Genomic DNA, 21,422 nt, shown 5'->3' with positions numbered 1-21,422 from the left:
TCGTCGTTCCGGGTCGGTCAGCGGCCCAGCAGAACGTCCTGCACGTCCTTGAGCGCGGCGTCGACCTCGGCCTCGAAGTAGCCGCCGGGCACCAGCCCGAAGCGCAGCGTGTCCAGGTCCTTCGGGTTCACCGGCATCGGGTTGCGACCCTGCATGCCGCCGAGCAGGCTCTCGAAGAACCGGTCGACCTGGTCCGGGTCGTACCCGCTGCCGAAGCGGCGCACCTGGAAGCTGCGGCGGATCTGGTCGACCCGGTAGAGGTCGCTGCCGGGGGGGCCGGCCATCGGCGGACCCACCATCGGCGGACCGGCCATCGGCGGCGGGCCGGCCATGCCGGGGCCCGGGCCGTAGCCCTGGTCAGGGCCGGGACCGTAGCCCTGGTCGGGGCCCCCGAAGCCCTGCTGCGGCAGCGGCGGCGGGCCGGCCGGCCCACGGCGCAGGTCACGCAGGTCCCGCTCGGGCATCCGGATCTCGGCCGTCATGTCGGGACGACCACCGCGCCGGCCGGCGTCGAACCCGTCGAACCGGTCATCCTGGCCGTAACCACCCGGACGGTCGTCCTGACCGTAGCCACCGGGGCGGTCGTCCTGACCGTAGCCACCGGGGCGGTCGTCCTGACCGTAGCCACCGGGGCGGTCGTCCTGACCGTAGCCGCCCGGGCCGGGCGGGAGGCCACGCGACGGCGGGCCGCCGTGCCCCATCGGACCGGGACCGCCCGGACCCATCGGACCGGGACCACCCGGACCCATCGGGCCGGGACCACCCGGACCCATCGGGCCGGGACCACCCGGACCCATCGGGCCGGGACCGCCCGGACCACGCGGCGGCTCATAGTTCACCCGGCGGCCCTCGTACCCGCCCGCGGCGAAGGCGCCGGTGGGCTCGTCATAACGGCCGCCGTAGCGGTCGGCGGGCGGGCCGGCCTGCGCGGGCATCTGCCGGGGCGGCATCGGGGGCTGGGGCACGGGCGAGAGCCCACGGTCGTCGCGCATCGGCGGGCCGAGCCGATCCGCCATGCGCGGGTCGCCGCCGCGCCCGCCGGGCAGTCCGCCGCGCTCCTCGAGCTCGGCCAGCTGCCGCTCGACCCGATCGAGGTGCAGGTCGACCTGCCACTCGTCGTAGCCGTTGAACCGGACCCGGAAGACGACGTCGTGGACCTCCTGGGAGGCCACGGGCGCGCCGACCGGCTGACCGGCGAGTGTCGCCTCGACCCGGTCCAGGAAGGCGTCGACCTCGTCGACCTTGTATCCCCGGCGGAGCGCCTTACGCCGGAAACGCTGACCCTGACTCGCCACTATGTCTCCTGGTCTCGTACCGCTACGCCGTCGCGGTGCGCGGGTCGGTGTCCCTGTCCTCGGCGGCGGCCAGCTGCCCACACGCGCCGTCGATCTCGCGCCCCCGGGTGTCCCGCACCGTGGTCGACACCCCGGCGTCGCGCAAGCGCCGGACGAACTCCCGCTCGACCGGCTTCGGGCTGGCGTCCCAGCGGCTGCCCGGAGTCGGGTTGAGCGGGATGAGGTTCACGTGGGCCAGCTTGCCGGCCAGCAGCCGCCCGAGCAGATCGGCTCTCCACGGCTGGTCGTTCACGTCCTTGATCATCGCGTACTCGATCGACACGCGACGGCCCGTCGTGTCCGCGTAGTCCCATGCCGCGTCCAGCACCTCGGACACCTTCCAGCGCTGGTTGACCGGGACGAGTTCGTCGCGCAGCTCATCATCGGGGGCGTGCAGCGACAACGCAAGGGTCACCGAGAGGTCTTCGCTGGCCAGTCGGCGGATGGCCGGGACCAGGCCGACCGTGGAAACGGTGATGTGCCGCTGGGACAGGCCGAGGCCCTCCGGGGCCGGCGCGACCAGCCGGCGGATCGCCGCCACCACCCGGGAGTAGTTGGCCAGCGGCTCGCCCATGCCCATGAAGACGACGTGCGACAGGCGCGGCGGTGAGCCGACGACCGCGCCCGAGGCGGCCACGCCGGCGAGGTAGACCGCCTGGTCGACGATCTCCGCGGTGGAGAGGTTACGGGTCAGCCCGGCCTGGCCGGTGGCGCAGAACGGGCAGGCCATGCCGCAGCCGGCCTGGCTGGAGATGCAGACGGTGACCCGGTCCGGGTAGCCCATCAGCACGCTCTCCACCAGCGAGCCGTCGTGCAGCCGCCAGAGCGCCTTGCGGGTGGCGCCGTCGTCGCAGGACAGCTCGCGTACCGGGGTGAGCAGGGTGGGCAGGAGCGTCCCGGCCAGCCGCTCCCGGGTGGCCACCGGCAGGTCGGTCATCTGCCCCGGATCGCGCACCAGGCGACCGAAGTAGTGGTTGGAGACCTGCTTGGCGCGGAACGCCGGCTCGCCCAGCTCGCTGACGAGCGCCTGCCGGCCCGGCAGGTCCAGGTCGGCGAGGTGACGGGGCGGCATCGCGGGTCGGCGGCCGCGGGCGTCGGGGTCCACGGGGGTCAGGGGGAGGCTCGTCATGGCGCGTCCAGTCTGACACGCCCTGAGCGGGACGCACCCGTCCGTAGGTGCCGAATCGGCCCCGACCGGCCGGCGGATGCGCGCCCTCGCACGTGATTCATCCCTCATCCCGCCAGCGGGACGAAGACCGCGAGCAGCAGATACGCGGTCGGCACCGCGAAGAGGATCGAGTCGAGCCGGTCCATCAGGCCGCCGTGCCCGGGCAGCAGGTTGCTCATGTCCTTCACCCCGAGGTCCCGCTTGATCATCGACTCGGCGAGGTCGCCGAGGACGGCCGCGCAGGAGATCGCCACCCCGAACAGCGCGCCCCACCAGGGGGCCACGTCGAGGAGCAACCAGAGCAGCAGGGCGCTGCCGGCCGCGGCGGCGGTCACCGACCCGGCGAAGCCCTCCCAGGACTTCTTCGGGCTGATCGTGGGGGCCATCGGATGTTTGCCGAAGGCGACGCCGGCCGCGTATCCGCCGGTGTCGGAGAGCACCACGCCGACCAGGGTGACCAGCACCCGCAGGTGCCCGTCGCCGGGCGCGGCGGCCAGCATCGCCGCGAAGCCGCCGAGGAAGGGCACGTAGACCGCGATCAGGGTGGCCGCGGTCAGGTCGCGCTGGTAGTTGCGGGGGCCGTCGCCGAGCCGCCAGATCATCGTGCCGAGCACGGTGACCAGCAGGCCGAGACTCAGCGCGTCGGGCCCGGCGAACCAGCCCAGCCCCACGGTGATCACGCCGCCGGCGATCAGCGGCACCAGCGGCGGGTGGGCGCCGCTGCGGCGGACCGCGCGGGACATCTCCCAGACCCCGATCGCGACCGCGGCGGAGATCACGGCCAGGAACGCCGGCAGGTAGAAGAAGAGCGGCACGACGATCGCCGCGCCGAGGGCCAGCCCGACGCCGATCGCGGCGGGCAGGTTGCGGCCGGCCCGCCCGGTCGCCGGCTGGGCGGTCGGCGGCCGGTCGACGCTGGCCCGACGCCGGCCTCGCGTCCGACGCCCGGCCGCGGGCTCCGGCTCGAGTTCGTCGCGGACCGCCGCGAGCTGAGTGGTCGGTTCGTCCCGGATCGGGGCGATCTGCGCCGTAGGGTATTCGTCGTCCCCGGGGCGCCCGCTGCGCGGATCGGACCGGGGGCCGCGGTCGTGCGGGTCGTCGTGACCCCGGCCGTACGGGTCCGGGCCGTAGCCCCGCTCCCGCGGGTCCGCGTCGTAACCCCGGTCGCGGGGACCCGCGTCGTAGCCCCGGTCGGGGTCGTAGCCCCGGTCGCGCGGATCGGCGTCGTACCCCCGGTCGCGGGGGTCGTCGTAGCCCCGGTCGCGCGGTCCGCCGTGGCCGGCGTAGGCCCGGTCCGCATCCCGGTGGCCGCGCTCGCGGCGGCTCCGCTCGTCGTGCTGCTGCGGCTCGTCCCGCCAGCCCCGGCCGGGGGCCGGGGTCTCGTCGTACCGGCGGCGGTCCCGCGGTCCGTCGTGCCCGTCGCCCGGCCGCCCGTACGGGTCGGCGGCGGGCTGGCCGTACGGTCCGGCGTACGCCTCCGGGCCGGGCGGCCGCCGCCGGGGCCCAGGCTCGAGGTCGGCCTCCGGCCAGGGCAGCGGGCGCTCCGGACGGTCCCAGCCGCGCGGCTCGGTGGTGCCGTAGGGGTCGGGGTGGGACATCACGCACCGAGAGACGGTACGAGTGCCACCACATGACGCAAGACCAAGACCATCCCCTACAGGCGCGACTGCTCCGGTTGACCGACCTGACGGCCGGCCGATCCCCGTCGTTCACCCGGTGGTGGTCGGGAATCGTGCCGAGCCTACTGCACCGGGGAACCCGGCACGGCGGACGATGGCCCCGGATCGACGACGGCACCGGGTCCGCCGCCCCGGGGGGTGGGCTGCGGAACGCCGGTGCCGTGACGCGGGTACGACCGGCCGCTCAGACCTCGAGCAGCTCGTTCTCCTTGTGCTTGACCAGCTCGTCAACGGTGCCGACGAAACGCTGGGTCAGGTCGTCCAGCTCCTTCTCGGCGCGGCGCCCCTCGTCCTCGCCGACCTCGCCGTCCTTGACCAGGCGGTCCAGCTCTTCCTTGCCCTTGCGGCGGATGTTCCGGACGGCGACCTTGGCCTCCTCGCCCTTGTGCCGGGCGACCTTGATCATCTCGCGGCGCCGCTCCTCGGTCATCTGCGGGAGCAGGATGCGCAGCTGGTTGCCCTCGTTGTTCGGGTTCACGCCGAGGTCGGAGTCGCGGATCGCCTTCTCCATGGCGCCGAGCTGCGAGTTGTCGTACGGCTTGATGATCACCATGCGCGGCTCGGGAACCGCGATGGACGCCATCTGGGGCAGCGGGGTCGGGCTGCCGTAGTAGTCGATGACGATCCGGGAGAACATCGCGGCGTTGGCCCGACCGGTGCGGATCCCGCCGAACTCCTCCTTGGCGTGCTCGATGGCACGCTCCATCTTCTCCTCTGCCTCGAGGAGGGTGTCGTCGATCACCGGTCTCCTCGCCTCCTTCTTCGCTCGTCGTGGCTGTGCTGGTGCTGGTGTGTCGGAGGACCGCTGCGGCTTCGGACCGGGCCGTTCAGGCGGTGATCAGCGTGCCGATCTTCTCACCGCCGACGGCACGGACGATGGTGTCGTCGCCCTGGGCGCCGAAGACCAGCATCGGCAGGCCGTTCTCCATGCAGAGGCTGAACGCGGCGGCGTCGGCCACCCGCAGGTTGCGGCGCAGCACCTCGGAGAAGGTGATCGAGTCGAGCTTGCTCGCCGTCGGGTCGACGCGGGGGTCGGCGGTGTAGACCGCGTCCACGCCGTTCTTGCTCATCAGCACCACGTCGGCGCGGATCTCCAGCGCCCGCTGCGCGGCGACGGTGTCGGTGGAGAAGTACGGCATGCCGGCGCCCGCGCCGAAGATGACCACGCGGCCCTTCTCCAGGTGCCGGATCGCCCGCAGCGGGATGTACGGCTCGGCGACCTGGGCCATGGTGATCGCGCTCTGCACCCGGGTCTCGATGCCCTCCTTCTCCAGGAAGTCCTGGAGGGCCAGGCAGTTCATCACCGTGCCGAGCATGCCCATGTAGTCGGCCCGGGCCCGGTCCATGCCACGCTTCTGCAGCTCGGCGCCGCGGAAGAAGTTGCCGCCGCCGACCACCACGGAGACCTGCACGCCCCGGCGGACCACGGTGGCGATCTGGCGGGCGATGGCCTGTACGACGTCCGGGTCGACGCCGATCGCGCCACCCCCGAAGACCTCGCCGGAGAGCTTCAGCACCACCCGGCGGGCCCGGCCGGGCGGAGGAGCGGTGGGATCATCCGCCGCCAGGCTCCGGTCACTCACAACCTGCGTCATCCGCCCCGCCCCTTCCGTCGCGCACCCCGAGGGCGCCGCGTACCGCGTAACTGCCGTTGCCGACCCTATGTGACGAGGAGGCCGCGGTGCCTGTCACGTACACCGGCGGCCTCCTCGTCCACGTATTTCCCTGCCTCCGGGCGCGTCAAGCGCCCGGTGCGGCGGCTCAGGCCTGGCCGACCTCGAACCGCAGGAAGCGGGTGACCTCGATGCCGGCCTCGGCCAGCATCTGCTTCACCGTCTTCTTGTTGTCGGCGACCGAGGACTGCTCGACCAGGACGAAGTCCTTGAAGAAGGCGTTGACGCGACCCTCGACGATCTTCGGCAGCGCCGCCTCGGGCTTGTTCTCCTCGCGGGCGGTCTGCTCGGCGATGCGCCGCTCCGACTCGACGACGTCGGCCGGGACCTCGTCGCGGGTCAGGTACTTCGGCCGCATGGCGGCGATCTGCATGGCGACACCGCGGGCGTCGGCATCCCCGGCCTCGTCGGCCTTGCCGGCGTACTGCACCAGCACGCCGACGGCCGGCGGCAGGTCCTGGCTCTTGCGGTGCAGGTAGACCGCGGTGGGGCCGTCGAGCTTGGCGAAGCGGTTGAGCACCAGCTTCTCGCCGATCTTGGCGGACTGCTCCTGGATCAGGTCGGCCACCGGCTTGCCGTCGATGGTGCTGGCGAGCAGCTCCTCGGCGTTGGTCGCGCCGCTGTTCTCACCGTGCTCGACCAGCTGCTGGGCGAGGGCGATGAAGGCGTCGTTCTTGGCGACGAAGTCGGTCTCGCAGTTGAGCTCCAGCAGCGACGTGCCGGAGTGCGCGATCAGACCGTTGGCGGCGGTGCGGCCGGCTCGCTTGCCGACGTCCTTGGCGCCCTTGACGCGCAGGATCTCGATGGCCTTGTCGAAGTCGCCCTCGGCCTCGGTCAGCGCCTTCTTGGAGTCCATCATGCCGGCGCCGGTGAGGTCGCGGAGCTTCTTGACGTCCGCGGCGGTGAAGTTGGACATGACTCTCTCTTCGGTGTTTGAGACTGCGGTGGGATGGTCTGGCTGCCGGTTACCCGGATCCGGGCCGGTTGTGCCCGGCGTACCCGTCGCATCCCCACCGGCCGGGAAATCGGACGGTGGGGACGCGACGGCGCGATCACTCCGCGGCGGCGGTCGCCGGCTGCTCGTCACCCTTCTTCGGCTCCTCGAGCAGCTCGCGCTCCCACTCGGCCAGCGGCTCGTCGGCGCCGACCTGACCCGGCTCGGGCTTCTCGTCGGTGCCGCGGCCCCGGCCGGAGCGCGCGATCAGACCGTCGGCGACGGCGGCGGCGACGACCTTGGTCAGCAGCTCGGCCGAGCGGATGGCGTCGTCGTTGCCCGGGATCGGGAAGTCGACCTCGTCCGGGTCGCAGTTGGTGTCGAGCACGGCGATCACCGGGATGCCCAGCTTGCGGGCCTCGTCGACGGCGATGTGCTCCTTCTTGGTGTCGACCACCCAGACCGCGGCCGGGAGCTTCTGCATGTCCCGCAGACCGCCGAGGGTCTTGCTGAGCTTGTCCTTCTCGCGGGAGAGCTGCAGGGTCTCCTTCTTGGTGTAACCGGCGGCGGTGCCGCTCAGGTCACCCAGGGCCTCCAGCTCCTTCATTCGCTGGAGCCGCTTGTACACCGTCTGGAAGTTGGTCAGCATGCCGCCCAGCCAGCGGTGGTTCACGTACGGCTGGCCGACCCGGGTCGCCTGCTCGGCGATGGCCTCCTGGGCCTGCTTCTTGGTGCCGACGAAGAGGATGCTGCCGCCCCCGGCCACCGTGGTGCGCACGAAGTCGTACGCCTTCTCGATGTAGTCGAGGGTCTGGCGCAGGTCGATGATGTAGATACCGTTGCGCTCGGTGAAGATGAAGCGCTTCATCTTCGGGTTCCAGCGCCGGGTCTGGTGCCCGAAGTGGACACCGCTCTCGAGCAGCTGGCGCATGGTCACGACGGCCATGGTGGGTACTCCTAGTCGTCCCTGGTTGTCCGTCCGGCCGGCGGCCGGACGCCTGGCGCCCGATCGCCGGCCATGGTGGGCCCGATCAAGATCGGGACCAGGGAGGCCGTCGCCCCACGAGAGGTCCGTGGAGAGGGCACGCGAGGTCGACCGCACGAGGCGGTCGCCAGTCGACCAGTGTACGCCCCTTCCCCACGCCCCGGCCCCGGGGTGCGGGAACCCCCCATTCCGGGCACTACGGGCCCTCCTCGGGCCGCCGCCCGGGCCGCGCCGGTGCCGGCCGCTCGGGCCGCGCGTCGGCCCGTGCATCGGGCCGGCCTCGTGATCGACTCCGGATGCCGCAGCTCGCGCCGTCCCGGCCCGGCGACACCGCTACCTGCCGCAGGTCGAGTGGATCATCACCCTGCCCGCTGTCCGAGCCGGCCGCGGCCGGGCGCCGGGGGTCAGCGGGCGGCGAGCGCGGCGGCGACGAAGAGCACCAGGCCGACGGTCAGGTACGCCGTCGGCGGCCGGAGCCAGCCCCGGCTGCCGTCGGCGAGCGCCAGCCCGCCGGTACGCAACCCGTACAGACCGGTGCCGAAGATCGGCAGCCCGACCACCAGGAACGTGCCCACCACGACGTGCGAGGTGGAGACCGGGTCTCCGGTCAGGCCGTGCCCGAGCACCCGCAACGCCGGGATCTCCAGGATCAGCACCATCACCGCCAGCAGCACCGCGAGAGCGGGCCGGCGGGTCCGGTAGACCCCGTCCCCCGGCGGCGGCGCGTCCAGCCGGGGCGCCACCGACGGCATCGGGCCGGTCGGCATCTCCAACGGGTGCGGCGCGAGCCCCGGCTCGCCCGGCTGCGGGCCGGGCCGCTCCCCCACGGCCAGCGGGGTGGCCGCCCCGTGCACCGGACGGTCACCCACGGCGATCGGCGCCGGGGCGACGAAGGTCGGTTCGGCGGGGCGGGGCGGCTCGACGACCGGGTAGCCGCGCAGCGGATCCACTCCACCGTCCCGTGGCGCACCGCCGTGCGCGTCGCCGGCCTCGCGGGCCGCCCGGCGGCCGACGCGCTCGCCCGGCAGTTCGCCGGAGGTCTCCGAGGGGTCGTCCGCCCGGCGCGACCGCCAGCCCTCACCGTCCTCGCCCAGCGGCTCGGCCGCGCCGAACCGCCCGGTGTCGCCGTACCGGCCCTCATCGGGGCGCTGCTCGGGGACGCGGAAGTCGTCGTCGCGGTAGCGCGGCTCGCCGGCCGCGCGCCAGTCCGGTTCGGCGTACCCGTGGTCGCCCCAGCGCGACCCCTGCTGATCCTCGGGAAAGCTCCGTCGTCCGTCCACGACCGGCACGGTATGTCACCGGACCCACCGGCGCCATCCGACCCTGGCCGCGTCGGTGCTGGTCGGTGCTGGTCGGTGCCGGCCTGCGGTACCCGGCAGAGCACGGACAGGGACGTCCGCACCGGCTAGCACAGCGGACCCATGATCGTCCGCCCGTCCACAGGCGGCCCTGTTGTCCACAGGACGCGGATCCGGGACGGTGGCATCGGCCCGACCGGGCGCACCGTGACCGGCATGACGAAGCGAAACCAGGCCGTCGGTGCGTACGGCGAACGGTGCGCGGTCCGGCACCTGATCGAGGCGGGGCTGCGTCCGGTCGCGCGCAACTGGCGCTGCCCCGAGGGGGAGATCGACATCATCGCCTGGGAGGGCGGGGTGCTCGCCTTCTGCGAGGTGAAGACCCGCCGTACGGAGGCATTCGGCACCCCGGCGGAGGCGGTCGTGCCGGCGAAGGCCCGGCGCCTGCGCGGCCTCGCCGCGCGCTGGCTGGCCGAGACCGGGACCACCGCCGAGGAGGTCCGCTTCGACGTGCTCTCCGTCCGGCTGCCCGCCGCCGGTCCGGCCCGGGTGGAACACCTGAAGGGCGCGTTCTGATCATGAGTTACGCGAAGGTGCTCTGCGTCGGCCTGGTCGGGGTGGCCGGCCACGTGGTGGAGGTGGAGGCGGACCTCGCCCCCGGGCTGCCGGGCGTGGTCATCTCCGGGCTGCCCGACACGGCCCTGCACAAGGCCCGGGACCGGGTCCGGGCCGCCGTCGTGAACTCCGGCCAGAAATGGCCGAACCGGCGGATCACCCTCAACCTGCTCCCGGCCACGCTGCCCAAGTACGGATCCGCGTTCGACCTAGCGAACGTCAAGTTATGCCATACTCAGCGCCATGACGCGCGCTGCGATCTATGTCCGGATCAGCCGGGACCGTGAGGGGGGCGGCCTCGGTGTGGCCCGCCAGGAGCACGACTGCCGCGAGCTGGCGGTGCGCCACGGCCTGACGGTAGCGCAGGTGTACAGCGACAACGACCTATCCGCGTACAGCGGCAAGCCGCGTCCGTCGTATCGGCGGATGCTCGACGACATCGCCGCGGCCCGCATCGACGCGGTGCTGGCCTGGCACACTGACCGGCTGCACCGCTCCCCGATCGAGCTGGAGGAGTACATCTCGGCGTGCGAGCCGCGCGGCGTGCCGACGTACACGGTCAAGGCTGGCCCGCTCGACCTGAGTACGCCGAGCGGCCGGATGGTGGCGCGGCAGCTCGGTGCGGTGGCCCGGTACGAGGTTGAGCACCAAGTCGAGCGGCAGCAGCGCGCGAAGCTCCAAGCCGCCGCTGACGGCCGGTGGGGCGGCGGGCGGCGCCCGTACGGGTATGAGCCGGACGGCGTCACCCTGCGGCCGGACGAGGCCCGGGCAGTCGCCGAGGCTACCGACGCGATCCTGTCCGGCGGCAGCCTGCGCGGTCAGGCCGCCGAGATGAACGCGCGCGGCCTGATCACGTCGACGGGTCGGCCCTGGACGGCGAACGAGCTACGGAAGGTGCTGACGCGCGCCCGGAACGCCGGCCTGCGGGAGCACCGCGGGGAGGTGGTCGGCCAGGCAGCGTGGCCGCCGCTCGTCGACGAGGACCGGTGGCGGGCGCTGGTATCGGTCCTGAACCACCCTGGTCGGCGGACGCAGTGGTCGTCGGCCCGCCGGTGGCTGCTGTCCGGGCTGGCGCTGTGCGGCGTGTGCGGCACCCCGGTGCGCGCCAGCCTGGCCGCGAGCAGCAGCCGGTCCGTCACGTCGTACGCCTGCAAGGCCGGCAAGTGCGTCAGCCGCAACGCCGAAGAGCTGGACGCGTACGTCGGCGCAATCATCGTCGAGCGGCTGTCCCGCCCGGACGTCGCCGAGCTGCTCACCGGCCCAGGCCGGCCCGACTCCGGCGCGCTGCATCTGGACGCGACCGGGCTGCGCGAGCGGCTCGACGGCCTGGCCGCCGCGTACGCCGATGGCGCGATCGACGTCCGGCAGCTGCGCGAGGGGTCGGAGCGGCTGCGCCGCCGGCTCGCCGAGGTGGAGGACCAGTTGGCCACCGCCGGCCGGGGTGACGCGCTGGCCGGCCTGGTCGGGGTGGCGGACCCGGGCAAGGCGTGGGAGGCGTTGGACCTTCACCGGCGCCGGGCGGTGGTCGACACGCTGATGACGGTGACGATCCACCGGACGCGGAAGGGCCGGCCGCGCGGCTGGACGCCGGGCAGTTCGTACTTCGATCCGTCCACGGTCGACATCGCGTGGAAGGGCTGACGGGCAACCGGCCGGCGCCGGTGATCATCCTGGCGCCACCGAAACGATCTTCCCTGCTAAGCTTTTAGCTGACGTCGACGCAGGGGCCGCGGAGGGCCCCGACACGATGTCTGCTTCCCTCGTATCGAGGCGTGCCAGGTACGCAGCGCTGAAGCGCTGCCACGGCACCGACCACCCCGCCACTGAAGCCGCGTCCCGCGACCTGCGGGAAGCCGTGCTCGCTCAGCACATCACTCGCCTGGTCGACCAGGCCCCGCCGCTGACCGAAGAGCAGCGCGCCCGGCTGTCCGCCCTCCTGACGACCGGAGGGCAGGCCAGTGCAGCGGCATGAGAAAGGCCGCCCCGGACGGAACGGGACGGCCCTCACGACGGCCAGCGAAGCAGTCCTCTGCATCATACCGCCGGCCACCGACCAGCGTGGATGCCGCGAGTACGGCGGGTGCCGACCCGGCCAGCGGTGCGCCGAGCACCGCCCCGACGTCGACCCGCCGCGCGTCGGGCAGCTGCTCGGCCAGGTCGTCGACGTCATCGCCGGAGAGCGGGCGGCGCGGTGACCGAGACGGTACTCGAACGGGCCCCGGCCGATTCGGTGGTGGAAGCCGAACAGATCGTCCTGGGCTCGCTGATGCTCAACCCGGCCGCCATGGACAAGGTCGCCGAGCGGCTCGGCAGCGACCAGTTCTACCGGCCACGACACGCCGCCATCTACCGGCACCTACTCGCCGCGCACGACGCCGGTGAACCGGCCGACGCGGTCGCGCTGGCCCATCGCATGGACGCGGCTGGCGACCTCGCCCGGCTCGGCGGCGCACCATACCTGCGCGACCTGGTCGCCGCAGTGCCCGTCGCCGCCCACGTCGACCACTACATCGGCATCGTCCTCGACGGGGCCGAGCGTCGGCACGTGGACGAGCAGGCCGAGCGGCTCCGCTACGCGGCGGGGATCGCCGACGCGGACCGGCGTCGCCAGCTCGTCGCGGAGGTCACTGGGCAGCTGGACGCGGCCCGCGGCACCGCCGGACCGGCGAGCCACCTCGATCGGCTGCGCGCCGCGCTGCTCGACTCCGCCGGCCTCGACACCATCCCCGACCCTGAGCCGCTGATCGGGGAGGACATCCTGTTCCGTGACTCGCTGGTCTGGGTCGTCGGCAAGCCGGGCCACGGCAAGTCGTTCGTGGTGCTCGACATGGCGGCGGCGGTGGGCTGCGGCGAGCCGTGGCAGACGTACCCGGTCCAACAGGGGCCGGTGGTGTTCCTGGTCGCGGAGGGCGCCCGGGGCACGAAGAAGCGCGTACGGGCGTGGGAACGGGCCATGGGCCGGCCGATGGAGAACGTCTACTTCCTGCCGCTGCCCGTGCAGTCGACGAACCGGGCCGAGTGGGACGCGCTGGTCGAGCTGTGCCGCGAGATCGGCGCCGTCATGGTCGTCATCGACACCCAGGCCCGGGTGACGGTCGGGGTGGAGGAGAACTCCAACACCGAGATGGGCCACTTCGTCGACCAGGCGGAGAAGCTGCGCGCCGCGTCTGCCGCGTGCGTGGTGATCGTGCACCACATCGGCCGCAACGGTGAGACGGGCCGAGGCGCGACCGTGCTCGACGGCGCGCTGTCGACGATCATCAAGGTCAGCAAGGATGAGCACCGGGTCAAGCTGGAGTGCACCAAGAACAAGGACGACGCGGATTGGGACGACATCCTGCTACGTGCCGTGCCGACCGGTGAGGGCCGGGACCGGTCCATCGTCCTGATGCCCGACACCGCCGAGCACGCAAGCGGGATCGGCCACGAGGTGACCAGCGCGGCCATGCGGACGGCGCGCGCGTGGTGGGAGAACCACGCGGACATGTGGGTCGGCAAGACGGACCTGGTCGACGTCATCGCGCCGAAGAGCACGTTCTACCGGCACGCCGCCGAGCTGCGCAAGGCCGGCATGGTCGAGATGGACACCAAGCCCAAGTACCCGCGGTATCGGCTGACCGGCCCGCCGGTGGGCGCGTCGTGACCGGGCCGGATCGATCTCACTTCCCGGGGTGTCCCACCCGTCCCACCCCTAAAGGGGTGTGGGACGGGACGGGACAGGTGGGCCGGACAGTGGGACAGGTGGGACAGGTGGGACAACCGCAGGCCAGAGCACCTGCGGCCGCGGTGGGACACACGGGACAGCAGACCAGCGTGGAGCCGTCCGCAACGGCATCTGTCCCACCCGACCGAGCGACCGAACAGGACCAGGACCACGAGAGGACCGCGCCCGTCCTGGTGCCGTCCGCGCCCGTCGAGTCGGGCCGGCGTGGCTGAGTCAGTCGCCCTCGAAGCGGATCTCGACGTCCCGGCTGTTCAGGCAGCGTCGGGCCAGCAACGCGAGTCGCCGGACCTGCTCGACCTCCGCCGGTGCCCGGGCCACCTCGGCGAGGCAGCGCAACTCGGCGAGCAACTGCGGGGCGGAATCGGCGCCCACCACCAGCTCACCGAGCGGGTCGACGCGGTCCAGCAGCGGCGTACGTCCCCCGCCCCGCACCCGCTTGAGCAGGTCCAGCAGCACGTCGTCGGGATCCGCCACCACCTCCGACGCGACGTGCGACGGCCGGCGACGGGCAGGTCCGGCGCGCACCAGCCGGTAGAGGACGGCATCCACACCCACGTCCGATCCCCTCCTCCCGTGAGCGCCGCTTCCCCGGGGCCGACGCCCGTCACATCCGACTCGCCAATCACCCTTCCGCGACGCCGCCCGGGGCGCGCGTCCTCGCTCACCGCCCCCACCGCTCCCACGGTGCGGGAGGCGCCTGTCCCGGCAGCGCCGGCGACCGGGGCGTCGTCAACCCCGGGGCGACCACCACCGTCCTTTTCGTAGGAACAGTTTCCCCTGTCCAGCCCCGGTTCGGCCACCCCGCACGGCATGCCGCTGACGCGGACCGCGCCGCGGGCGGTCCGGCGGCGGTGGCTGAGTCGCCACGCGGCCCGTATGCCGGGACGTGTTCCGCCGCCGAGTCGCCACGCGGGGCTACGCCGGAAGGCGTTCCGTCTCAGTAGTTCATCCCGTCGGTGGGCGCCGGCGATCGCCCGGGACACCGTGCGGTACGGCATCCTCGCCGGCTTCCCGCGGATCCCGGCGTCGGCGATCGGCCGAATCGGTGGCCGCGCCGTAAGCTGGGCCGATGGCCGCCGACAGCAGCGCCCGCCCCGGCACGGGCCGGTACGGCCGGTGCCCCGGCGCCGGCTCGGAGGCACGGGCCCGCCGGTCCAGCGGCCCGCTGCCGGTGATCCGCGACCGGAGGTGCCGGTGAGCGGCACCCGGGCCGTCCACGAGGGGCTGCCGCCGGCGATGCGGGAGGCGGTGGACGACTTCGCCGACCACCTGGCCCGGGTACGCAACCGGTCGGCGCACACCGTGCGGGCATACGTCACCGATCTGGTCTCCCTGCTCGACCACGCCGTGCGAATGGGCTGCGCCGACCTGGCGGAGCTGGACCTGACGGTGCTGCGGAGCTGGTTGGCGAAGCAGCGGACCGCGGGTGCGGCCCGGACGTCCCTGGCCCGTCGGGCCGCCTCGGCCCGGACGTTCACCGCCTGGGCGCATCGCACCGGCCTGCTCCCCACCGACGTGGCCGCCACCCTGGCCAGTCCCCGGGCCCGGCGGGAGCTGCCCACCGTCCTGCGAGCCGACCAGGCCGCCGCGCTGATGGAGGCCCCGCGCCTGGCCGAGGTCCGGCCGTCGCCCGGAGACCCCGACGCCGCGCCGGACGCGGACCACCGGCCGAACGCGAACCACTGGTCGGACGCCGCGCCGGTCCCCGCAGAGGGCGACGAGGCGGTGCTGCTGCGCGACCGGCTGCTGCTCGAACTGCTCTACGGGACCGGGGTACGGATCAGCGAGGCGTGCGGTCTGGACCTCACGGACGTCGACCAGGCCCGCCGGGTGGTGCGCGTGCTCGGCAAGGGCGGCCGGGAGCGCGCCGTGCCGTACGGGGTGCCGGCCCAGCGCGCGCTGGACGCGTGGCTCGACCGGGGCAGGCCGGCCCTGACCGGTCCCGGCTCGGGCTCGGCGCTTCTGCTCGGGGCGCGGGGCGGGCGGCTCAACCCGACCACGGCCCGCCGGGTCGTCGCCGGGTACGCCGCGGCCGCCGGACTGCCCCGGACGACGCCACACGGGCTGCGGCACTCCGCCGCCACCCACCTGCTGGAGGGCGGCGCGGACCTACGAGCCGTGCAGGAGCTGCTCGGCCACTCCTCGCTGGCCAGCACCCAGATCTACACGCACGTGTCGGTGGAACGGCTGCGCGCCGCGTACCGGCAGGCACATCCGCGGGCCTGACCGCCACGCCGACGAACCGTGGGACCGGGGGCCGCCGGTTCGGTGGAGCGGGTGTCCGGCCGCCGGTGCCCCGGCATACCGGCGGGACCTGCGCGGACGTGAGCCGGGCCCGGGCGTTCCGGCGGCCGGCGCCGGGCATGCCGGGCGGAACCGTGCGGACGCGAGCCGCGCCGTGCACCGTACGGTCACCGCCCGGTGGGCGGGGCGGACGAACCGCTGGTTGATGATCCACGGCGGGCTACGATCGGCGAATGACGGTCCCGCAGCCGCCCGAGCCGATCCCCGGGGCTCGGCTGCTCTTCTCTCTCGACCCGTCGGTCAGCCACCTCAACCACGGATCGTTCGGCGCCGTCCCGATCGGGGTGCAGCGCGCCCAGCAGCGGCTGCGGGACGAGATGGAGTCGAACCCGCTCCGCTTCTTCACCCAGGGCCTCGTCGACCGGATCACCCATACCCGGCGGCACCTGGCCAACTTCCTGGGCGCGGACCCGGACGGTACCGCGCTGGTGGGCAACGCCACGACGGGCGTGGCCGTGGTGCTCCAGTCCCTCGGCCTGCGCCCCGGCGACGAGGTGCTCACCACCGACCACGGGTACGGCGCGGTCGCCTTCTCCGTGGCGCGGGAGTGCCGGCGGACCGGGGCCGTGTCCCGGACTCTGCCAGTGCCGCTGGCCGCCACCGACGAGGAGGTGGTCGAGATCGTCCGGGCCGGGCTGCGGCCGGGGCGTACCAAGCTGCTGATCGTCGACCAGCTCACCTCGCCCACGGCCCGGCTCTTCCCGGCCGCCGCGCTCGTCGGCGTGGCCCGGGAGCAGGGGGTGCCGGTGCTGGTCGACGCCGCGCACGCCCCGGGCATGCTGCCGATCACCGTCGCCTCGATCGGCGCCGACTTCTGGGTCGGCAACCTGCACAAGTGGGCGTACGCGCCCCGGGGCACCGCAGCGCTGGTGGTGGCCGAGCCGTGGCGGGAGCGGATCCAGCCGCTCGTGGTCTCCTGGGAGCAGGACACCGGCTTCCCCACCCGGGTCGAGTGGCAGGCCACGCTGGACTACACCCCCTGGCTGGCCGCACCGGTGGGGTTGTTCACCCTGCGCAGCCTCGGCCTGGACCGGGTACGCGCGCACAACGCCGCGCTGGCCGCGTACGGGCAGCGGGTGGTCGGGGACGCCCTCGGGGTGGCGCCGACCGACCTGCCGGAGCCCGGCGGGCCGACGGCCGCCATGCGGCTGATTCCGCTGCCGTCCGGGGTCGCCACCACGATCGACGCGGCGCAGGCGTTGCGCGCCCGGATCGCCGAACAGCTCGCCGCCGAGGTGTCCGTGGCCGGCTGGAACGGCCGGGGCTGGTTGCGCCTGTGCGGCCAGGTCTACAACACCCCGGACGAGTACGACCGGCTGGCCGTCCGCCTTCCCGCGCTGCTCGCCCAGGGCTGACCCGGCGCGGCACCCGGTGCCGCGGCGGACGGGTCGCGGGCGTCCAGGTCGACCGGGAGCAGCCGGACCGGGCCGAGTCCGAGCAGGGCGAGCGGGTCCAGGTATTCGTCGCCCCGGCGCAGCCCCCAGTGCAGGCACGCCTCCGCCGGGCAGCCGGAATGGCCGGCGAGCAGGGTGCCGATCGGCGTGCCGAGCGCCACCCGGGCACCCGCCGACAGCCCGGGGCGTACCGGCTCGTAGGTGGTCCGCAGCCCACCGGCGTGGCCGACGGTGACCACCGGACGCCCGGCGACCGGGCCGGCGAAGAGGACGACGCCGGGGCCGGCGGCGCGGACCGCGACCCCCGACGTGGCGGCGAGGTCGACGCCGCGGTGACCGGGCAGCCACGGCTGCGCCGGTGGATCGAAGCGGCGCACCGGCCGGGGCGTGCCGGCCAGCGGCCAGCCGAAGCGGCCGACCGGGCCGCCGACGGCGGGCGCGCCCGACGGCCCGCTCGCGGCGCGGTCACCAGCCCGACCGGCAACGGACAGGCCGGCAACCGGACGCGACGCGCCGGCCGACGCGGGGCCGGCGGCGGCCGCGGGACCGAGGAGCAGGACGCCGAGAGCCGGGACGACCCGGCGCGGCAGGTTCGGCACGCCCGACACGGTGCCCCGGGTCCACCCGGCCCGACCAGCGCCAGGCACGCCCATTGTGGACGGCGCACCGACTGTGGACGGCCGCCGCGCGGGACGCTGATCTGATATGCGCCCCGCCTATGCTGGCCGCGTGACCAAGGACTGGTACGCCTGGCATGCCGACTACGACCAGCCGGACTCGGCCCTGTCCCGGCGGGTGGCCGAGGTGCGGATCCGGATCGGGGAGGCGCTGGACCAGGCGCCGGCCGGTCCGCTGCGGGCGATCAGTCTCTGCGCCGGGCAGGGGCACGACCTGATCCCGGCGCTCGCCGCCCACCCCCGGCGTGACGACGTGACCGCCCGCCTGGTCGAGCTGGACCCGCGCAACGCCGAGGTGGCCCGCCGGGCCGCCGCCGAGGCCGGCCTGAGCCGGGTCGAGGTGGTGGTCGGAGACGCCGCACGCGTCGACCGGTACGCGGACCTGGCGCCGGCGGACCTCGTGCTGGCTTGCGGCATCTTCGGCAACATCGTCGACGCGGACATCAGGAACACCGTCCGGCACTGCGCCGCGCTCTGCGCCACCGGCGGCACTGTCTTCTGGACCCGGCACCGCCGCGAGCCGGACCTGGTGCCCACCATCTGCGAGTGGTTCGCCGAGGAGGGCTTCGTGCCGGTCGCGGTGGGCAGCCCCGCTGACGGGGTCGGGGTCGGCGTGCACCGCTTCACCGGCCCGCCCCGCCCGCTGGAGACCGGCGCGACCATGTTCGAGTTCGTCGGCTACGACCGCCTCACCCACCCGTGAGCCCACGATCCGAGGGAGAGCCAACGCGATGACCACGGTGGACGATGTCAGCCGGCCCTCCCGGGTCGCCGGGCCGGACGAGGCGATCAGCGCCGAGGAACTCCAGCTCGCCGCGCGCAACCACGGCATCCCGCTGGAGGCCCTGCGCTACGACGTGACCCCCGCCGGCCTGCACTACCTGCTCATCCACTACGACATCCCGGACGCCGACCCGGCCACCCACGTGCTGACGGTCGACGGGGCGGTGGAACGGCCGCTACGCCTGGACCTGGCGGCGCTCCGGGAGCTGCCCCGGGTCACCCACCGGGTGACCCTCGAATGCGCCGGCAACGGGCGGGCGCTGCTGCACCCCCGCCCGGTCAGCCAGCCGTGGCTGGTGGAGGCGGTGGGCAACGCCGAGTGGACGGGTACTCCGCTGGCGCCGCTGCTGCGCGCCGCGGGGCTGTCCGCCGACGCGGTGGACGTGGTCTTCACCGGCGCCGACCACGGGGTGGAGCGCGGGATCGAACAGGACTACCAGCGGGCGCTGCCGGTCGCGGACGCGCTGCGCGAGGAGGTGCTGCTCGCGTACGAGATGAACGACGCTCCGCTGCTGCCGCAGCACGGGGCCCCGCTGCGGCTGATCGTGCCCGGCTGGTACGGCATGGCGCACGTGAAGTGGCTGCGGAACATCCGGGTGCTCACCGAGCCGTTCGACGGCTACCAGAACGCGGTGGCGTACCGGCTGCGGCGGGACGCCGACGACCCGGGCGTGCCGGTGACCCGGATCGAGCCGCGGGCACTCGTGCGCCCGCCGGGGTTCCCGGACTTCATGTCGCGTACCCGGGTGCTGCGGCCCGGGGCCTGCACGGTGGACGGGCGGGCCTGGTCCGGTCACGCGCCGGTGACGGCCGTGGAGGTGACCTTCGACGGCGGTACGACCTGGGCGCCCGCCGAGCTGGCGGAGCCGACCGGGGGCGCGTGGGCGTGGCGGCGCTGGCACGTCGAGTGGCACCCGACGCCGGGGCGGTACGTGCTGGGGGCGCGGGCGACCGACGCCTCGGGGCGGACGCAGCCGGTCGAGCAGCCGTGGAACCGAGGCGGATTCGCCAACAACCTGGTGCAGCGGGTCGAGGTGGTGGTGCTGGCGGAGTGATCCGCCACCGGCGGCCGGGGCGCGGAGCCGCCCCGGCGCCGGGATCGGCTCAGCCGCCGAATCCGGAATCTGCGGGAAGGGAGATGTCGGGCTTTTCGAGCTCTTCCACGTTGACGTCCTTGAACGTCATGACCCGGACGTTCTTCACGAAGCGCGCGGGGCGGTACATGTCCCACACCCAGGCGTCATGCATCTCGACCTCGAAGTAGACCTCGCCGTCCGAGTTGCGTACGTGCAGGTCGACCTGGTTCGCGAGGTAGAACCGGCGCTCGGTCTCCACCACGTAGGAGAACTGGCGGACAATGTCGCGGTACTCCCGGTAGAGCTGCAGCTCCATCTCGGTCTCGTACTTCTCGAGATCTTCCGCGCTCATCGCACTCCGCCTTCCATGACCACATCTTCCCCCACTGGCGCCAGGGGTCGCGGCTGCTCGCCCAACGCCACGCCGACGGTACCCCCTGACGCGCCCGAGCGCTCCATCGGCTCGTCCGGGCCGCCGAGCGGAAGCTCGTCCGCGCCGCCGGACGCAAGCCCGTCCGGAAGACCGAGCGGAAGCTCCTCCGCGCCGGCGGGCGCGCGCCCGCCGGTGTCCGGCCCGGCCGGGCCCCCGATGACCGGCCGGCGGGAGCGCGGAGGCGCGCCGTCCCGACCGGAGATGGCCGCCACGTTCACGTACGAGAAGCGGTGCTCCTGGCACGGCCCGAGCGCCCGCAGCGCGGCGGTGTGCTCCGGGGTGATGTAGCCCTTGTGCTCGGCGAAGCCGTAGCCCGGGTACCGCTCGTCCAGTTCCACCATGATCCGGTCCCGGGTGACCTTGGCCAGCACGCTGGCCGCCGCCACGCAGGCGGCCACCCGGTCGCCCTTCCAGACCGCCAGCCCCGGCACGTCCAGCCCGTCCACGCCGAAGCCGTCGGTCAGCACGTACTCCGGGCGGGTGGTCAGCGAGGCGAGCGCCCGGCGCATCGCGGCCAGGTTGCACACGTGCAGCCCGCGCGCGTCGACCTCGTCGGCGGGGATGACCACCACCGCGTACGCCAGGGCCCGGGCCACCACCTCGTCGTAGATCCGCTCCCGGCTGGCCGGGGTGAGCAACTTCGAGTCCGCCAGCCCCTCGATCTCGCCGCGCCGCCCCTCGGGCAGCACCGCCGCGGCGGCCACGAGCGGGCCGGCGCAGGCACCCCGGCCGGCCTCGTCGGCCCCGGCCACGTGCCGGAAGCCCCGCCGTTGCAGGGCCCGTTCCAGCGCGTAGAGCCCGCCGTCGCGGCGCACCACCGTGCGCGGGGGCGTCAGCACGCGGCACCGCCGTCCCCCGGCGTCGCCGGACCGGCGTCGAGGACCTGGGCGAGCCGCTCCGGCAGGTCGGGCGGGTAGTACCGCTCGACGGTCGCGGTCAGCTCGTCGACCGACCACCAGCGGTGGCCGTGCACGCTGGCCCGCTCGACCTCGTCGAACCCCGCCGTGTCGACCTCCCAGGACGCCACCCGGACCAGGAAGAACTCCTGATCCTGGCGGTACCAGACGCCGTCGAACGGGAACTCGACCGTCTCGGACCAGACCGGTGCGCCCAGCTCCGCCGGGGCGAGCCGCAGCCCGGTCTCCTCGGCCAGCTCCCGGGCCGCGCCCTCGGCCGGGGTCTCCCCGGCGTCGAGCCCGCCGCCCGGGGTGAACCAGTAGGCGTGGCCGGGGCGGCCCGGATCGGTGCCGGCGAAGAGGAGCACCCGGTCGGACGCGTCAACGAGCAGCACCCGGGCCGCGCGACGAGGGGTGTAGACGGTCACCGCCCAAGACTGCCAGACGCG

21 protein-coding genes and 1 pseudogene are annotated in these 21,422 nt (G+C 74.0%); 9 read left to right on the top strand and 13 right to left on the bottom strand.

Annotated features, from left to right (window positions below):
* Positions 1 to 17 precede the first annotated feature (17 nt).
* The 8 genes from ACZ6S5_RS06855 to ACZ6S5_RS06820 all read right to left on the bottom strand — a co-directional run bounded on the left by ACZ6S5_RS06855 (position 18) and on the right by ACZ6S5_RS06820 (position 9,062).
* Positions 18 to 1,295 carry a DivIVA domain-containing protein gene (locus ACZ6S5_RS06855; RefSeq protein WP_465998505.1) on the bottom strand — a complete coding sequence of 426 codons (1,278 nt, stop codon included), beginning with the start codon at positions 1,293 to 1,295 and terminating at the stop codon, positions 18 to 20.
* A 22-nt stretch (positions 1,296 to 1,317) separates the two neighbouring features.
* The gene (gene rlmN, locus ACZ6S5_RS06850; protein ID WP_465998503.1) at positions 1,318 to 2,463 is read right to left on the bottom strand and encodes a dual-specificity RNA methyltransferase RlmN; all 1,146 of its coding nucleotides are present in this window, start codon (positions 2,461 to 2,463) and stop codon (positions 1,318 to 1,320) included.
* 104 nt (positions 2,464 to 2,567) lie between these two features.
* Positions 2,568 to 4,100, bottom strand: a complete 1,533-nt coding sequence (locus ACZ6S5_RS06845) for a phosphatidate cytidylyltransferase (protein ID WP_465998501.1) — start codon at positions 4,098 to 4,100, stop codon at positions 2,568 to 2,570.
* A gap of 265 nt (positions 4,101 to 4,365) precedes the next feature.
* Complete coding sequence (gene frr / locus ACZ6S5_RS06840) at positions 4,366 to 4,923, bottom strand: ribosome recycling factor (RefSeq protein ID WP_465998500.1); 558 nt, start codon at positions 4,921 to 4,923, stop codon at positions 4,366 to 4,368.
* A gap of 85 nt (positions 4,924 to 5,008) precedes the next feature.
* A complete protein-coding gene (pyrH, locus tag ACZ6S5_RS06835; protein ID WP_130332947.1) occupies positions 5,009 to 5,776 on the bottom strand; it encodes a UMP kinase in 768 nt (255 codons plus the stop codon).
* A gap of 166 nt (positions 5,777 to 5,942) precedes the next feature.
* Positions 5,943 to 6,770: a translation elongation factor Ts gene (gene tsf / locus ACZ6S5_RS06830; RefSeq protein ID WP_465998497.1), complete on the bottom strand. Its 828-nt coding sequence runs from the start codon at positions 6,768 to 6,770 to the stop codon at positions 5,943 to 5,945.
* 136 nt (positions 6,771 to 6,906) lie between these two features.
* Positions 6,907 to 7,734, bottom strand: coding sequence for a 30S ribosomal protein S2 (gene rpsB, locus ACZ6S5_RS06825; protein WP_465998496.1), 828 nt, complete (start codon positions 7,732 to 7,734; stop codon positions 6,907 to 6,909).
* 443 nt (positions 7,735 to 8,177) lie between these two features.
* A complete protein-coding gene (locus tag ACZ6S5_RS06820) occupies positions 8,178 to 9,062 on the bottom strand; it encodes a hypothetical protein (RefSeq protein WP_465998494.1) in 885 nt (294 codons plus the stop codon).
* A 225-nt stretch (positions 9,063 to 9,287) separates the two neighbouring features.
* Between ACZ6S5_RS06820 and ACZ6S5_RS06815 the strand changes: the two genes are divergently transcribed.
* From ACZ6S5_RS06815 to ACZ6S5_RS06800, 4 genes and pseudogenes are all read left to right on the top strand, one after another.
* Positions 9,288 to 9,647: a YraN family protein gene (locus ACZ6S5_RS06815; RefSeq protein ID WP_465998492.1), complete on the top strand. Its 360-nt coding sequence runs from the start codon at positions 9,288 to 9,290 to the stop codon at positions 9,645 to 9,647.
* 2 nt (positions 9,648 to 9,649) lie between these two features.
* Positions 9,650 to 9,901: pseudogene (locus ACZ6S5_RS06810) on the top strand (magnesium chelatase domain-containing protein); the annotation flags it as partial.
* A 28-nt stretch (positions 9,902 to 9,929) separates the two neighbouring features.
* Positions 9,930 to 11,327, top strand: coding sequence for a recombinase family protein (locus tag ACZ6S5_RS06805; RefSeq protein WP_465998490.1), 1,398 nt, complete (start codon positions 9,930 to 9,932; stop codon positions 11,325 to 11,327).
* Positions 11,328 to 11,877: 550 nt separating this feature from the next.
* On the top strand, positions 11,878 to 13,329 hold the full coding sequence (locus ACZ6S5_RS06800; protein ID WP_465998489.1) for an AAA family ATPase: 1,452 nt from the start codon (positions 11,878 to 11,880) through the stop codon (positions 13,327 to 13,329).
* A 294-nt stretch (positions 13,330 to 13,623) separates the two neighbouring features.
* Here the strand turns inward: ACZ6S5_RS06800 and ACZ6S5_RS06795 are convergent, their stop codons facing one another.
* Positions 13,624 to 13,965, bottom strand: coding sequence for a hypothetical protein (locus tag ACZ6S5_RS06795; RefSeq protein WP_465998487.1), 342 nt, complete (start codon positions 13,963 to 13,965; stop codon positions 13,624 to 13,626).
* Positions 13,966 to 14,479: 514 nt separating this feature from the next.
* On the opposite strand from ACZ6S5_RS06795, the gene ACZ6S5_RS06790 reads away from it, so the two are divergent.
* From ACZ6S5_RS06790 to ACZ6S5_RS06780, 3 genes are all read left to right on the top strand, one after another.
* The gene (locus ACZ6S5_RS06790) at positions 14,480 to 14,608 is read left to right on the top strand and encodes a hypothetical protein (protein ID WP_465998485.1); all 129 of its coding nucleotides are present in this window, start codon (positions 14,480 to 14,482) and stop codon (positions 14,606 to 14,608) included.
* A 38-nt stretch (positions 14,609 to 14,646) separates the two neighbouring features.
* On the top strand, positions 14,647 to 15,636 hold the full coding sequence (locus ACZ6S5_RS06785; RefSeq protein WP_465998681.1) for a tyrosine recombinase XerC: 990 nt from the start codon (positions 14,647 to 14,649) through the stop codon (positions 15,634 to 15,636).
* Between the two features lie 251 nt (positions 15,637 to 15,887).
* Positions 15,888 to 17,069: an aminotransferase class V-fold PLP-dependent enzyme gene (locus ACZ6S5_RS06780; protein WP_465998483.1), complete on the top strand. Its 1,182-nt coding sequence runs from the start codon at positions 15,888 to 15,890 to the stop codon at positions 17,067 to 17,069.
* Here ACZ6S5_RS06780 and ACZ6S5_RS06775 read toward each other — a convergent pair.
* Positions 17,003 to 17,761 (bottom strand): murein hydrolase activator EnvC family protein, encoded by a 759-nt coding sequence (locus ACZ6S5_RS06775; RefSeq protein WP_465998481.1) that lies wholly within the window; start codon positions 17,759 to 17,761, stop codon positions 17,003 to 17,005. The two genes, ACZ6S5_RS06780 and ACZ6S5_RS06775, sit on opposite strands and share 67 nt — an antisense overlap.
* Before the next feature lie 76 nt (positions 17,762 to 17,837).
* On the opposite strand from ACZ6S5_RS06775, the gene ACZ6S5_RS06770 reads away from it, so the two are divergent.
* Together ACZ6S5_RS06770 and ACZ6S5_RS06765 are read left to right on the top strand one after the other, a co-directional pair.
* A complete protein-coding gene (locus ACZ6S5_RS06770; protein WP_465998479.1) occupies positions 17,838 to 18,488 on the top strand; it encodes a methyltransferase domain-containing protein in 651 nt (216 codons plus the stop codon).
* Between the two features lie 28 nt (positions 18,489 to 18,516).
* Positions 18,517 to 19,623: a sulfite oxidase gene (locus tag ACZ6S5_RS06765; protein WP_465998477.1), complete on the top strand. Its 1,107-nt coding sequence runs from the start codon at positions 18,517 to 18,519 to the stop codon at positions 19,621 to 19,623.
* Positions 19,624 to 19,672: 49 nt separating this feature from the next.
* Here ACZ6S5_RS06765 and ACZ6S5_RS06760 read toward each other — a convergent pair whose 3' ends face one another.
* Genes ACZ6S5_RS06760 through ACZ6S5_RS06750 form a run of 3 tightly spaced genes read right to left on the bottom strand, consistent with a single transcriptional unit; the run spans position 19,673 to position 21,401 of the window.
* Positions 19,673 to 19,996: a DUF2469 domain-containing protein gene (locus ACZ6S5_RS06760; RefSeq protein ID WP_007075222.1), complete on the bottom strand. Its 324-nt coding sequence runs from the start codon at positions 19,994 to 19,996 to the stop codon at positions 19,673 to 19,675.
* A complete protein-coding gene (locus tag ACZ6S5_RS06755) occupies positions 19,993 to 20,916 on the bottom strand; it encodes a ribonuclease HII (protein ID WP_465998475.1) in 924 nt (307 codons plus the stop codon). Before ACZ6S5_RS06755 ends, ACZ6S5_RS06760 begins: the two co-directional genes overlap by 4 nt.
* A complete protein-coding gene (locus ACZ6S5_RS06750) occupies positions 20,910 to 21,401 on the bottom strand; it encodes an NUDIX hydrolase (RefSeq protein WP_465998473.1) in 492 nt (163 codons plus the stop codon). The genes ACZ6S5_RS06755 and ACZ6S5_RS06750 overlap by 7 nt, the downstream gene beginning before the upstream one ends.
* Positions 21,402 to 21,422 lie beyond the last annotated feature (21 nt).

This window comes from Micromonospora sp. NPDC051924 (genome assembly GCF_055586005.1).
This window is presented reverse-complemented; position numbering and strand designations above follow the sequence as displayed.

What these genes read in the sequence shown, in the direction of transcription:
- pyrH (WP_130332947.1), bottom strand. Translation starts at nt 5,776, where the DNA reads ATGACGCAGGTTGTGAGTGACCGGAGCCTGGCGGCGGATGATCCCACC.
- ACZ6S5_RS06805 (WP_465998490.1), top strand. Translation starts at nt 9,930, where the DNA reads ATGACGCGCGCTGCGATCTATGTCCGGATCAGCCGGGACCGTGAGGGG.
- ACZ6S5_RS06790 (WP_465998485.1), top strand. Translation starts at nt 14,480, where the DNA reads ATGGCCGCCGACAGCAGCGCCCGCCCCGGCACGGGCCGGTACGGCCGG.
- rlmN (WP_465998503.1), bottom strand. Translation starts at nt 2,463, where the DNA reads ATGACGAGCCTCCCCCTGACCCCCGTGGACCCCGACGCCCGCGGCCGC.
- ACZ6S5_RS06780 (WP_465998483.1), top strand. Translation starts at nt 15,888, where the DNA reads ATGACGGTCCCGCAGCCGCCCGAGCCGATCCCCGGGGCTCGGCTGCTC.
- rpsB (WP_465998496.1), bottom strand. Translation starts at nt 7,734, where the DNA reads ATGGCCGTCGTGACCATGCGCCAGCTGCTCGAGAGCGGTGTCCACTTC.
- ACZ6S5_RS06760 (WP_007075222.1), bottom strand. Translation starts at nt 19,996, where the DNA reads ATGAGCGCGGAAGATCTCGAGAAGTACGAGACCGAGATGGAGCTGCAG.
- ACZ6S5_RS06845 (WP_465998501.1), bottom strand. Translation starts at nt 4,100, where the DNA reads ATGTCCCACCCCGACCCCTACGGCACCACCGAGCCGCGCGGCTGGGAC.
- ACZ6S5_RS06765 (WP_465998477.1), top strand. Translation starts at nt 18,517, where the DNA reads ATGACCACGGTGGACGATGTCAGCCGGCCCTCCCGGGTCGCCGGGCCG.
- ACZ6S5_RS06815 (WP_465998492.1), top strand. Translation starts at nt 9,288, where the DNA reads ATGACGAAGCGAAACCAGGCCGTCGGTGCGTACGGCGAACGGTGCGCG.
- tsf (WP_465998497.1), bottom strand. Translation starts at nt 6,770, where the DNA reads ATGTCCAACTTCACCGCCGCGGACGTCAAGAAGCTCCGCGACCTCACC.
- ACZ6S5_RS06775 (WP_465998481.1), bottom strand. Translation starts at nt 17,761, where the DNA reads ATGGGCGTGCCTGGCGCTGGTCGGGCCGGGTGGACCCGGGGCACCGTG.
- ACZ6S5_RS06785 (WP_465998681.1), top strand. Translation starts at nt 14,647, where the DNA reads ATGCGGGAGGCGGTGGACGACTTCGCCGACCACCTGGCCCGGGTACGC.